We start from the raw sequence: 11,311 nt of genomic DNA, 5'->3' as shown, positions 1-11,311 counted from the left end.
GCTTGCGCTTGCCGGCGTACTCGGCGTCGGCGAAGGTCATCTGCTTCATGGAAGAACTCGGGGGGCGTGATTACCGGCGTATTTCACCAGATTCTGGAAGTGTTTTTCAGACCATCCCTAGAGGGGGTGAAGCGGGGAAATGTCGCGTCGAGAGGGAGGGTGTGGGTAAAGCGGGGGATTGAGCAAGGAGCGGAGGAGTCTTAACGACCCCTCCTCCCCTGTCCTAACGGCCAAGCCTTAGGCTGCTGGTTGCTCGCTCTCGGCCTGGGTGACATAGGCCTTGTCCATCCGCGCCACCTGGGCGTTGATCCAGGCCTCGGCGCGCTCGTTGAGCTCGGCGATGGCGCGTGGGCCTTCGCCGTTGGCGTACATGGGCTCGCCGATCACCACTTCGATGCAACCGGGGTGCTTGGCCCAGCCCTCCCGCGGCCAGAAGCGGCCGGCGTCGTGGGCGACGGGCAGCACCGGCAGGCCGGTGTTTACCGCCAGGGCCGCGCCACCGCGGGAGAACTTGCCGGTCTGGCCCACTGGGATGCGGGTGCCCTCGGGGAAGATCAGCACCCAGCAGCCTTCCTTGAGACGCTGCTGGCCCATCTGGGCGACCTGCTTGAGAGCCGCCTTGGGGTTTTCCCGGTCGATGGCGATGGGCCGCAGCAGGGCCATGGTCCAGCCGAAGAAGGGAACGTAGAGCAGCTCGCGCTTGAGAACCTGGGACAGCGGGCTGAAGTAGCCGGAGAGGAAGAAGGTTTCCCAAGTGCTCTGGTGCTTGGCGAGGATCACGCAGGGCTGTTCGGGGATGTTCTCCGCGCCGCTGACTCGGTAGCGGATGCCCGCCACCACCCACGCCAGGCCGATGGCGAAGCGGCACCAGTTCTGCACGATGAACCGGTAGCGGGAACGGTAGCTGGTCAGGAACGGCAGGCAGAGGAAGCTGATCAGGCTCCAGACCAGCGCGCTGAGGGACAGCAGCAGGTAGAAGACGAAGGTTCTGATGGCCTGCACTGTCGTCATCGGGGGGTCAATCCTCTTCAATCAGGTGGTTGGCCACGGCGGCCAGGTCGTCGAAAACCAGGAGGTTCGCGGGTAGCGGCTTGCCAAGGGTGCGTTCGCCCTTGCCGGTTCTGACCAGCACGGGCTGACAGTCGACGGCCAGGGCGGCGTCCAGGTCACCGCTGCTGTCGCCGACGAACCAGACTCCGGCGAGGTCGATGCCATAGTGGCTGGCGATCTGCCGGAGCATACCGGGTTTCGGCTTGCGGCAGTCGCAACCGTCGTTCGGGCCGTGGGGGCAGTGAACGATCAGGCCCAGCTCGCCGCCCTGCTCCGCCACCAGCTGGCGAAGGCGGGCGTGCATGGCCTCCAGGGTGGCCAGATCGTAATAGCCGCGGGCCAGACCGGACTGGTTGGTGGCCACCGCCACCGTCCAGCCGGCCTTGCTCAGGCGGGCGATAGCCTCGATGGAGCCAGGGATCGGGATCCATTCGGCGAGGCTCTTGATGTAGGCGTCGGAGTCCTGGTTGATGACCCCGTCGCGGTCGAGAATGATCAATTTCAAGGCTGCGAGTCTCAAACTGCCGGCCCCGGGCGCGGCGCAGGCCTGCGCCCGAGGCTGGATAGCGGCGGCTGTGGGGCCTAGCCCAGTACCGAGATGTCGGCGACGCCGAGGAACAGGCCGCGCAGCTTGGCCAGCAGGGCGTAGCGGTTGGCGCGCACCTGCGGGTTCTCGGCGTTGACCAGCACGGCTTCGAAGAAGCCGTCCACCGGCTCGCGCAGGGCCGCCAGGCGGGCCAGAGCCTCGGTGTACTGGCGGGCCGCGGCGAGCGGCTGGATCGCCTGGTCGGCCTGCTGGATGGCGGCGTTCAGGGAGAACTCGGTAGGCGTCTCGAAGTAGTGTGCCTCGACGTTCGCCGGGATCTCGCCCTCCACCTTGCCGAGCAGGTTGGAAACGCGCTTGTTGGCGGCGGCCAGGGCCTCGGCCTCGGGCAGCCTGCGGAAGGCCTGGACGGCCTGCACGCGCTGGTCGAAGTCCAGTGGCGAGCCGGGGTTGACCGCGCGCACTGCCTGGTAAACCGCCACGTCGATACCCTCGTCCTCGTAGCGGGCGCGCAGGCGGTCGAAGATGAACTCCTGCACCTGCTCGGCGAGGCCGGCGGCCTTCACCTTGGCACCGTACTGCTGCACGGCGAAGGCGATGGCGGCGGGGATGTCCAGGTCCAGCTGCTTCTCGATGAGGATGCGCAGTACGCCCAGAGCGGCACGACGCAGGGCGTAAGGGTCCTTGCTACCGGTGGGCAGCATGCCGATGCCGAAAATGCCCACCAGAGTGTCCAGCTTGTCGGCGATGGCCACCGCCGCGCCGGTCAGGGTGCTGGGCAGCTCGGCGCCGGCGCCGCGCGGCATGTACTGCTCGTTGAGGGCCAGGGCGACGTCTTCGGGCTCGCCGTCATGCAGCGCGTAGTAGTAACCGGCGATGCCCTGCATTTCCGGGAACTCACCGACCATCTCGGTGGCCAGGTCGCACTTGCAGAGCAGGCCGGCGCGGGCGGCATGGCCGGCATTGCCGCCGATGCGCTCGGCGACGAAGGCGGCCAGTTGGGAAACCCGCTGGGCCTTGTCGTAGACGCTGCCAAGCTGGGCCTGGAAGACCACGTTCTGGAGTCGCTGGTTGAAGCTTTCCAGGGGCTGCTTCTTGTCCTGGTTGAAGAAGAACTCGGCGTCGGTGAGGCGCGGGCGCACCACCTTCTCGTTGCCGGCGATCACCTGCGCCGGGTCGCGGCTCTCCAGGTTGGCCACGGTGATGAAGCGCGGCAGCAGCTTGCCGTGGGCATCCAGCAGGCAGAAGTACTTCTGGTTGTCCTGCATGGTGGAGATCAGCGCCTCCTGGGGCACGGCGAGGAAGCGTTCCTCGAAGGAGCAGACCAGCGGCACCGGCCATTCCACCAGGGCGGTGACCTCGTCGAGCAGCGCCGGCGGAATGATCGCGGTGCCCTGCTCGGCGGCGGCCAGCTCGTTGACGCGCTTCTCGATCAGCGCTCGGCGCTCGGCGAAGTCGGCCAGCACATGGGCGCCACGCAGGTCTTCCAGGTAGGTGGAAGGCTGGCTGATGCGCACCTTCTCCGGATTGTGGAAGCGGTGCCCGCGGGACTCGCGGCCGGCGCGCTGGGCGAGGATCTCGCAGTCCACCACCTCATCGCCGAAGAGCATCACCAGCCACTGGCTGGGACGCACGAACTCCTCGCGGCGCGCCGCCCAGCGCATGCGTTTGGGGATCGGCAGCTCGTTCAGGGAGCTTTCCACGATGCCCGGCAGCAGGCTGACGGTCGGCTGGCCGGGGATGGTGCGGCTGAACTTCAGCTTGGGCCCGCTGCGGTCGATCTGCTCCAGGTCCACGCCGCACTTCTTGGCGAAGCCCAGGGCCGCCTGGGTGGGATTGCCCTCGGCGTCGAAGGCGGCTTGCACCGGCGGGCCGTCGAGGTTGATGCTGCGGTCCGGCTGCTGGCTGGCCAGTTGCTCCACCAGCACCGCCAGACGACGCGGCGCGGCGAACACGCGGGCCTTGGCGTAGCCCAGGCCGGCGCTCTTGAGGCCTTTCTCGATCCCGGCCAGGAAGGCGTCGCCGAGACTCTTCAGAGCCTTCGGCGGCAGTTCTTCGGTACCCAGTTCGACGAGGAAATCTTGTGCACTCATTCTGCGGCCTCCTTCAGCTTGGCCAGTACTTCGTCACGCAGTTCGGGGGTGGCCATGGGGAAGCCGAGCCGGGCGCGGGCGTTCAGGTAGCTCTGCGCCACCGCGCGGGCCAGGGTGCGCACGCGCAGGATGTAGCGCTGGCGCTCGGTCACCGAGATGGCGCGGCGGGCGTCCAGCAGGTTGAAGGTGTGGGAGGCCTTGAGGACCATCTCGTAGGTGGGCAGCGGCAGCTCCAGCTCGAGCAGGCGATTGGCCTCGGCCTCGTAGAAGTCGAACAGCTCGAACAGCTTGGCCACGTTGGCGTGTTCGAAGTTGTAGGTGGACTGCTCCACCTCGTTCTGGTGGAACACGTCGCCGTAGGTCACCTTGCCGAAGGGGCCGTCGGTCCACACCAGGTCGTAGACCGAGTCGACGCCCTGCAGGTACATGGCCAGGCGTTCCAGGCCGTAGGTGATCTCGCCGGTCACCGGGTAGCACTCGATGCCGCCGACCTGCTGGAAGTAGGTGAACTGGGTCACCTCCATGCCGTTCAGCCAGATCTCCCAGCCCAGACCCCAGGCGCCGAGGGTCGGCGATTCCCAGTTGTCCTCGACAAAGCGGATGTCGTGGACCAGCGGGTCGATGCCGATGGCCTTCAGCGAGCCCAGGTAGAGCTCCTGGAAGTTCTCCGGGTTGGGCTTGAGCACCACCTGGAACTGGTAGTAGTGCTGCAGGCGGTTGGGGTTCTCGCCATAGCGGCCGTCGGTCGGTCGGCGGCTCGGCTGTACGTAGGCGGCATTCCAGGTTTCCGGGCCGATGGCGCGCAGGAAGGTGGCGGTGTGGAAGGTGCCCGCGCCGACTTCCATGTCATAAGGCTGCAATACCACGCAGCCCTGCTCCGCCCAGTATTGCTGCAGGGCGAGGATCAGATCTTGGAAGGTGCGCACGGCAGGCGTAGTCTGGGTCACGAAATTCACCTGTACTGAGGCTGCGACGGAAAAGCGCCGAGTATACCCGATCCGCCCCCCTTCCAGACCCCTGAAAGGCTCATGAACCGTTGCTTCTGGTGCTCCGCCGATCCCTTGTACGTCGCCTACCACGACCAGGAATGGGGCGTGCCCCTGCACGAGCCGCGCGCGCTCTTCGAACTGCTGCTGCTGGAGGGCTTCCAGGCCGGCCTGTCGTGGTTCACCGTGCTGCAGAAGCGCGCCCGCTACCGTCAGGTGCTGCACGGCTTCGACCCGCAACGCCTGGCCGCGCTCGACGACGCGGAGATCGAGGCTCTGCTGCAGGATCCGGGGATCATCCGCAACCGCCGCAAGCTCCAGGCCGCCCGGCAGAACGCCCGGGCCTGGCTGAGCCTGGAGGACCCGGTGGCCTGGCTGTGGTCCTTCGTCGGCGGCCACCCGAGGATCAACCACTTCCGTGACCGTCATGAGGTGCCGGTTGTCACCGCCGAGGCCGAGGCAATGAGCCGGGCGCTGCGTAAGGCCGGTTTCAGCTTCGTCGGGCCGACCATCTGCTATGCCTTCATGCAGGCCAGCGGCATGGTCATGGACCATACCCTCGACTGCTTCCGCCACGCGGAGCTGGCCCGGGGTGCCGGCTGAGTCACGCGGCAGTCCATCCGCCCTGCCCGGTTGCCAGCGTGCCGGCTACAATGCAGGACTTTCGCATTTCTGGAGTCGTTCGTGGATAAGTTGAAAGGCTGGTTGGTGGTCGGATTCCTGCGGCTGTTCGCCCTGCTGCCCTGGCGCGCCGTGCAGGCGGTCGGCGCGGCGATCGGCTGGCTGATGTGGAAGCTGCCGAACCGTTCCCGCGAGGTGGCGCGCATCAACCTGACCCGGTGCTTCCCCGAGCTGGATGCCGCCGCCGTCGACCGGCTGCTCCGCAGGAGCCTGATGGACATCGGCAGAACTCTCACGGAAAGCGCCTGCGCGTGGATTTGGCCGGCGGAGCGCTCGATCGCCCTGATCCGCGAGGTGGAGGGCCTGGAGGTGCTCGAGCAGGCGCTGGCCTCGGGCAAGGGAGTGGTCGGCATCACCAGCCACCTGGGCAACTGGGAAGTGCTCAACCACTACTACTGCAGCCTGTGCAAGCCGATCATCTTCTACCGTCCGCCGAAACTGAAGGCGGTGGACGAACTGCTGCAGAAGCAGCGCGTGCAGCTCGGCAACCGGGTGGCGCCGTCCACCAAGGAAGGCATCCTCAGCGTCATCAAGGAGGTGCGCCGCGGCGGCGCGGTGGGCATTCCCGCCGACCCGGAGCCGGCCGAGACCGCCGGCTTCTTCGTGCCCTTCCTCGGCGTGCAGGCGCTGACCAGCAAGTTCGTCTCCGGCATGCTGGCCGGCGGCAAGGCGGTTGGGGTGTTCATCCACGCCCTGCGCCTGGAGGACGGCTCGGGCTTCAAGGTGATCTTCGAGGCGGCTCCCGAGGAGATGTACAGCACCGATGCGGAAACCTCGGTGGCGGCCATGAGCCGGGTGGTGGAGCGCTACGTGCGCACCTGGCCGAGCCAGTACATGTGGACCATGAAGCGCTTCAAGAAGCGTCCGGCCGGCGAGCCACGTTGGTACTGACGGGGTTCCTGCCCCGGGTGCTGGGCGCCAGGCGTCTTTTGGGTTATGAAAGGCGCTTTCCATCAGCAGGGCCAGGCCGATGAGCAACCAGCGCCAGCATCCCCGTACGCCAATGAAGTGCCGGATCAAGATCTGCCATCCGAGTCTCGGCGAGCTGCTCGCCGAAACCCGCGACCTGTCCGACGGCGGAGTCTATGTGCGGCACGCCGGGCTGGTCGGGCTGCCGGTGGGCGCCGAGGTGACCGGCCAGGTCCAGGGCATGCCGATCGAGGCGCCGGTGCTGCGCATGCAGGTGGTGCGCGTGGATGCCGAGGGCGTCGGCCTGCGCTTCTGCGGCGAGGAAGCCGCCGGCTGATCAACCGGTAGCCTTCTCCAGCCGCTTGAGAAACACCGTCATCTCCTTCTCCGCCTGCTTGTCGCCGCGCGCCAGGGCCACGGCGATGCCCTGCTGCCAGGCCTGCCGCGCTCCGGCCGGGTCGCCGGCGCCCTGCAGGGCCTTGCCGAGCAGCTTCCAGGCTGCCGAGTAGTCGGGATCCAGCTCCACGCAGCGGCGCAGGTGCTCGGCGGCGCGGGCGTGCTCGCCGAGGTCCAGGTAGCCCTTGCCGAGGCCGAAGCGCAGCAGCGGGTTGTCGCTGCCCTTGGCGAGTAGCTTCTCCAGTGCCTGGATGCTCATGGGGCCTCCTCGCGGCTGCTTCAGAAGAAGGTCAGGCCGACCTGGAACAGACGCTCGACGTCGCGGATGTACTTCTTGTCCACCAGGAACAGCAGCACATGGTCGCCGGACTCGATGCGGGTGTCGTCGTGGGCGATCAGCACCTCCTCGTCGCGGACCACCGCGCCGATGGTGGTGCCCGGCGGCAGGGCGATGTCGGCGACCGTCCGGCCGACCACCTTGCTGGAGCGCGAATCGCCGTGGGCGACCACCTCGATGGCCTCGGCGGCGCCGCGGCGCAGCGAGTGGGCGCTGACGATGTCGCCGCGGCGTACGTGGGTCAGCAGGGTGCCGATGGTGGCCAGCTGCGGGCTGATGGCGATGTCGATGTTGCCGCCCTGCACCAGATCCACGTAGGCCGGGTTGTTGATGATGCTCATCACCTTGCGCGCGCCGAGGCGCTTGGCGAGCAGCGAGGACATGATGTTGGCCTCGTCGTCGTTGGTCAGGGCGAGGAAGATATCGGCCTCGCTGATGCTCTCCTCCATCAGCAGGTCGCGGTCCGAGGAACTGCCCTGCAGGACGATGGTGCTCTCCAGCGTGTCCGACAGGTAGCGGCAGCGCGTCGGGTTCTTCTCGATGATCTTCACCTGGTAGCGGCTCTCGATGGCTTCGGCGAGACGCTCGCCGATGTTGCCGCCGCCGGCGATGACGATGCGCCGGTAGCTGTCCTCGAGGCGGCGCAGCTCGCTCATCACCGCGCGGATGTGGCCGCGGGCGGCGATGAAGAACACCTCGTCGTCGGCTTCGATCACCGTGTCGCCGTGCGGCATGATCGGCCGGTCGCGGCGGAAGATGGCCGCCACCCGGGTGTCCACGTTGGGCATGTGCTCGCGGATCTGGCGCAGCTGCTGGCCGACCAGCGGGCCGCCGTAGTAGGCCTTGACCGCTACCAGCTGGGCCTTGCCCTCGGCGAAGTCGATCACCTGCAGGGCGCCGGGGTATTCGATCAGCCGCTTGATGTAGTTGGTGACTACCTGCTCGGGGCTGATCAGCACGTCCACCGGGATCGCCTCGTTGCTGAACAGCCCGCTGCGGGTCAGGTAGGCCGATTCGCGCACCCGGGCGATCTTGGTCGGGGTGTGGAACAGGGTGTAGGCCACCTGGCAGGCGACCATGTTGGTCTCGTCGCTGTTGGTCACCGCCACCAGCATGTCGGCATCGTCGGCGCCGGCCTGACGCAGCACCGTGGGGAACGAGGCCTGGCCCTGCACGGTGCGGATGTCCAGGCGGTCGCCGAGGTTGCGCAGGCGTTCGCCGTCGGTGTCCACCACCGTGATGTCGTTGGCTTCGCTGGCCAGGTGCTCGGCGAGGGTGCCGCCGACCTGTCCGGCGCCGAGGATGATGATCTTCACTCAAACGCTCCTTCGGGGATGACGCGAATGACTCGCCGCTTCAGCGGGCGGCGATCTTGATCAGCTTGGCATAGTAGAAGCCGTCGTGACCGTCCGTCTGCGGCAGTAGCTGACGACCATGGGGCTGCTTGAGGCCGAAGCCGCCGGCGATATCCAGCTCGCGGGCCCCCGGGGTGCGGGCCAGGAAGGCGGCGATGGTCTCGCGGTTCTCCTCCGGTAGCACCGAGCAGGTGGCATAGAGCAGCACCCCGCCCACCTCCAGGGTCGGCCACAGGGCATCCAGCAGCTCACCCTGCAGCCTGGCCAGGGCGGCGATGTCCTCGGCCTGGCGGGTCAGCTTGATGTCCGGGTGGCGGCGGATCACCCCGGTGGCCGAGCAGGGCGCATCGAGGAGGATGCGCTGGAACGGTCGGCCGTCCCACCAGGTGGCGGTGTCCCGGGCGTCGGCTGCGACCAGGGATGCCTCCAGACCGAGGCGCACGAGGTTCTCGCGGACCCGCGCCAGGCGCTTGTCCTCCAGCTCCACGGCGAGCACTTCGGCAAGTCCGGGCTCGGCCTCCAGCAGGTGGCAGGTCTTGCCGCCGGGGGCCGCGCAGGCGTCCAGCACCCGCTGACCGGGGGCCAGCTCCAGAAGCTCGGCGGCCAGCTGGGCGGCCTCGTCCTGGACGCTGACCCGGCCTTCGGCGAAGCCCGGCAGGCCGGTGACCTCGCAGGCAGCGGCGAGGACGATGCCGTCGCGGCTGAAGGCGCAGGGCCGGGCGGCGATGCCGGCGGCTTCGAGCTCGGCCAGGTAGGCGTCGCGGGTGCCGTGCCGGCGGTTGACCCTCAGGATCAGTGGCGGATGGGCGTTGTTGGCGGCGCAGATGGCCTCCCAGTGCTCCGGCCAGGCGGCCTTGAGGGCCTTCTGCAGCCAGCGCGGATGGGCGGTGCGCGCCACCGGGTCGCGCTCCAGCTCGGCGAACAGCGCCTCTCCTTCGCGCTGGGCGCGGCGCAGCACGGCGTTGAGCAGGCCCTTGGCCCAGGGCTTCTTGAGCGGGTCGGCGCAGCCCACGGTCTCGCCGATCGCCGCGTGGGCCGGGATGCGGGTGTGGAACAACTGGTAGAGACCGATCAGCAGCAGCGCCTCGATGTCCTTGTCGGCGGCCTTGAAGGGCTTTTGCAGGAGCTTCTCGGCGAGCAGCATCAGCCGCGGCTGCCAGCGCGCGGCGCCGAAGGCCAGATCCTGGGCCAGGGCGCGGTCGCGGCCCGCCAGCCGTTCGAGCTGCGCCGGCAGACTGCCGCTCAGCGAGGCCTTGCCGGCCAGCACGGCGCCCAGCGCCCGGGCGGCGGCCAGGCGCGGATTCATTGGCCGAGCACCGTGCCGACGGCGAACTGCTCGCGGCGGCTGTTGTACAGGTCGGCGAAGGCCAGCGGCTTGCCGCCGGGCAGCTGCAGGCGGGTCAGGCAGAGCACGCCCTCGCCACAGGCCACGGTGAGGCCGTCCCTGCCGGCGGCGAGAATGGTTCCCGGTGCGCCGACGCCTTCTCCGAGGTGGGCGGCAAGCACCTTGAGCGGTTCGCCGTGCAGCGTGCTGTGGGTGCCCGGCCAGGGACTGAAGGCGCGGATGCGCCTCTCCAGCTCGACGGCCGGGCGGCTCCAGTCGATGCGCCCCTCGTCCTTGCTCAGCTTGTGGGCGTAGGTGGCCAGGGCATCGTCCTGGGGCTCGCCTCGGAGAGTCCCGGCGGCCAGGCCGGCGATGGCCTCGAGCACCGCCGGTGGGCCCAGCTCGGCGAGGCGGTCGTGCAGGCTGCCGCCGGTGTCATCGGCGGCGATCGGGGTGGCGACCTTCAGCAGCATGGGCCCGGTGTCCAGGCCGGCTTCCATCTGCATCACCGTCACCCCGCTCTGCGCGTCCCCGGCCTCCACCGCGCGCTGGATCGGCGCCGCGCCGCGCCAGCGCGGCAGCAGCGAGGCGTGGCTGTTGATGCAGCCGAGGCGCGGGATGTCCAGCACCGCCTGAGGCAGGATCAGCCCGTAGGCGACCACCACCATCAGGTCCGGGGCCAGTGCTGCCAGCTCGGACTGAGCGGCGGGATCGCGCAGGCTCGGCGGCTGGTACACAGGAATCCCGTGCTCCACGGCGAGCTGCTTGACCGGGCTGGGCATCAGCTTCTGGCCGCGCCCGGCCGGACGGTCCGGCTGGGTGTAGACGGCGATGATCCGATGCGGGCTGGCCAGCAGGGCCTTGAGGTGGGCGGCGGCGAAATCCGGGGTGCCGGCGAATACGATGCGCAACGACTCAGACATAAGGCGGGGTCACCAAAGGGGGCATATGAAAAAGGCTTGCCGGCGCGGTACCGGGAAGCCCTTGCGCATCGCTTCCCCAGAGCCTGTCGGCAAGCCTCTGCAGGTCGGGATCAGGCGCGCAGGCGGTGCTGCTTTTCCAGCTTCTTCTTGATGCGGTCGCGCTTGAGGCTGGACAGGTAATCGACGAACAGCTTGCCATTGAGGTGGTCGCACTCGTGCTGGATGCACACTGCCAGCAGGCCCTCGGCGATTTCCTCGAAGGGCTGGCCGTCGCGGTCCAGGGCCTTGATGCGCACCTTCTGCGGACGTTCGACGTTCTCGTAGAAGCCGGGAACGGACAGGCAGCCTTCCTGGTACTGGTCCAGCTGATCGGTCAGCGGCTCGAACTCGGGATTGATGAACACCCGCGGTTCGGACTTGTCCTCGGACAGGTCCATCACAACGACGCGCTTGTGCACATTGACCTGGGTCGCCGCCAGGCCGATGCCGGGAGCGGCGTACATGGTCTCGAACATATCGTCGACCAGCTTGCGGATCGAATCGTCGACCACTTCCACCGGCTTGGCGACGGTGCGCAGGCGCGGATCGGGAAATTCGAGGATGGTCAGGATTGCCATATGCGTTTGTGATGCACTTGTGGAATAAATTTAAACACCGCTGCTAATATGCCGAAGTCATTGAAAAAATGGCTTCGGGCCGCGCCCTGCAAGGGT

12 protein-coding genes are annotated in these 11,311 nt (G+C 68.0%); 3 read left to right on the top strand and 9 right to left on the bottom strand.

The genetic code is table 11. The annotated features are described in order from the left end of the window. Nucleotides 1–237: 237 nt before the first annotated feature. The 4 genes from H165_RS0110935 to glyQ all read right to left on the bottom strand — a co-directional run bounded on the left by H165_RS0110935 (nucleotide 238) and on the right by glyQ (nucleotide 4,634). Nucleotides 238–1,011 carry a lysophospholipid acyltransferase family protein gene (locus H165_RS0110935; protein ID WP_017938981.1) on the bottom strand — a complete coding sequence of 258 codons (774 nt, stop codon included), beginning with the start codon at nucleotides 1,009–1,011 and terminating at the stop codon, nucleotides 238–240. A 7-nt stretch (nucleotides 1,012–1,018) separates the two neighbouring features. Then, on the bottom strand, nucleotides 1,019–1,555 hold the full coding sequence (gene gmhB, locus H165_RS0110930) for a D-glycero-beta-D-manno-heptose 1,7-bisphosphate 7-phosphatase (protein WP_026146551.1): 537 nt from the start codon (nucleotides 1,553–1,555) through the stop codon (nucleotides 1,019–1,021). A gap of 77 nt (nucleotides 1,556–1,632) precedes the next feature. Continuing rightward, the gene (gene glyS, locus H165_RS0110925; RefSeq protein ID WP_017938979.1) at nucleotides 1,633–3,687 is read right to left on the bottom strand and encodes a glycine--tRNA ligase subunit beta; all 2,055 of its coding nucleotides are present in this window, start codon (nucleotides 3,685–3,687) and stop codon (nucleotides 1,633–1,635) included. Next, nucleotides 3,684–4,634 (bottom strand): glycine--tRNA ligase subunit alpha, encoded by a 951-nt coding sequence (glyQ, locus tag H165_RS0110920; protein WP_026146550.1) that lies wholly within the window; start codon nucleotides 4,632–4,634, stop codon nucleotides 3,684–3,686. The genes glyS and glyQ overlap by 4 nt, the downstream gene beginning before the upstream one ends. Nucleotides 4,635–4,715: 81 nt before the next feature. Between glyQ and H165_RS0110915 the strand changes: the two genes are divergently transcribed. The 3 genes from H165_RS0110915 to H165_RS0110905 all read left to right on the top strand — a co-directional run bounded on the left by H165_RS0110915 (nucleotide 4,716) and on the right by H165_RS0110905 (nucleotide 6,600). Beyond that, entirely contained in the window at nucleotides 4,716–5,276 is a 561-nt protein-coding gene (locus H165_RS0110915; RefSeq protein WP_017938977.1) for a DNA-3-methyladenine glycosylase I, read from the top strand. 81 nt (nucleotides 5,277–5,357) lie between these two features. After that, on the top strand, nucleotides 5,358–6,245 hold the full coding sequence (locus tag H165_RS0110910) for a lysophospholipid acyltransferase (protein WP_017938976.1): 888 nt from the start codon (nucleotides 5,358–5,360) through the stop codon (nucleotides 6,243–6,245). A 79-nt stretch (nucleotides 6,246–6,324) separates the two neighbouring features. Then, nucleotides 6,325–6,600, top strand: coding sequence for a PilZ domain-containing protein (locus H165_RS0110905; protein WP_026146549.1), 276 nt, complete (start codon nucleotides 6,325–6,327; stop codon nucleotides 6,598–6,600). On the opposite strand, the gene H165_RS0110900 is transcribed toward H165_RS0110905, so the two are convergent. The 5 genes from H165_RS0110900 to def all read right to left on the bottom strand — a co-directional run bounded on the left by H165_RS0110900 (nucleotide 6,601) and on the right by def (nucleotide 11,215). After that, nucleotides 6,601–6,918 (bottom strand): tetratricopeptide repeat protein, encoded by a 318-nt coding sequence (locus H165_RS0110900; protein WP_017938974.1) that lies wholly within the window; start codon nucleotides 6,916–6,918, stop codon nucleotides 6,601–6,603. Nucleotides 6,919–6,938: 20 nt separating this feature from the next. Beyond that, a complete protein-coding gene (gene trkA, locus H165_RS0110895) occupies nucleotides 6,939–8,312 on the bottom strand; it encodes a Trk system potassium transporter TrkA (RefSeq protein ID WP_017938973.1) in 1,374 nt (457 codons plus the stop codon). 40 nt (nucleotides 8,313–8,352) lie between these two features. Continuing rightward, the gene (rsmB, locus tag H165_RS0110890; RefSeq protein WP_017938972.1) at nucleotides 8,353–9,657 is read right to left on the bottom strand and encodes a 16S rRNA (cytosine(967)-C(5))-methyltransferase RsmB; all 1,305 of its coding nucleotides are present in this window, start codon (nucleotides 9,655–9,657) and stop codon (nucleotides 8,353–8,355) included. Continuing rightward, nucleotides 9,654–10,598, bottom strand: a complete 945-nt coding sequence (gene fmt / locus H165_RS0110885; RefSeq protein WP_026146548.1) for a methionyl-tRNA formyltransferase — start codon at nucleotides 10,596–10,598, stop codon at nucleotides 9,654–9,656. Before fmt ends, rsmB begins: the two co-directional genes overlap by 4 nt. Before the next feature lie 110 nt (nucleotides 10,599–10,708). Next, the gene (def, locus tag H165_RS0110880; protein ID WP_017938970.1) at nucleotides 10,709–11,215 is read right to left on the bottom strand and encodes a peptide deformylase; all 507 of its coding nucleotides are present in this window, start codon (nucleotides 11,213–11,215) and stop codon (nucleotides 10,709–10,711) included. Between the last annotated feature and the right edge of the window lie 96 nt (nucleotides 11,216–11,311).

The sequence above is a fragment of the Pseudomonas thermotolerans DSM 14292 genome (assembly GCF_000364625.1).
GTDB classification, from domain to species: Bacteria; Pseudomonadota; Gammaproteobacteria; order Pseudomonadales; family Pseudomonadaceae; genus Aquipseudomonas; species Aquipseudomonas thermotolerans.
Note: the sequence above shows the minus strand (reverse complement) of the source record. Positions and strands in the feature narration are given on the sequence as shown.

What these genes read in the sequence shown, in the direction of transcription:
- H165_RS0110935 (WP_017938981.1), bottom strand. Translation starts at nt 1,011, where the DNA reads ATGACGACAGTGCAGGCCATCAGAACCTTCGTCTTCTACCTGCTGCTG.
- glyS (WP_017938979.1), bottom strand. Translation starts at nt 3,687, where the DNA reads ATGAGTGCACAAGATTTCCTCGTCGAACTGGGTACCGAAGAACTGCCG.
- H165_RS0110915 (WP_017938977.1), top strand. Translation starts at nt 4,716, where the DNA reads ATGAACCGTTGCTTCTGGTGCTCCGCCGATCCCTTGTACGTCGCCTAC.
- H165_RS0110905 (WP_026146549.1), top strand. Translation starts at nt 6,325, where the DNA reads ATGAGCAACCAGCGCCAGCATCCCCGTACGCCAATGAAGTGCCGGATC.
- H165_RS0110900 (WP_017938974.1), bottom strand. Translation starts at nt 6,918, where the DNA reads ATGAGCATCCAGGCACTGGAGAAGCTACTCGCCAAGGGCAGCGACAAC.
- rsmB (WP_017938972.1), bottom strand. Translation starts at nt 9,657, where the DNA reads ATGAATCCGCGCCTGGCCGCCGCCCGGGCGCTGGGCGCCGTGCTGGCC.
- fmt (WP_026146548.1), bottom strand. Translation starts at nt 10,598, where the DNA reads ATGTCTGAGTCGTTGCGCATCGTATTCGCCGGCACCCCGGATTTCGCC.
- def (WP_017938970.1), bottom strand. Translation starts at nt 11,215, where the DNA reads ATGGCAATCCTGACCATCCTCGAATTTCCCGATCCGCGCCTGCGCACC.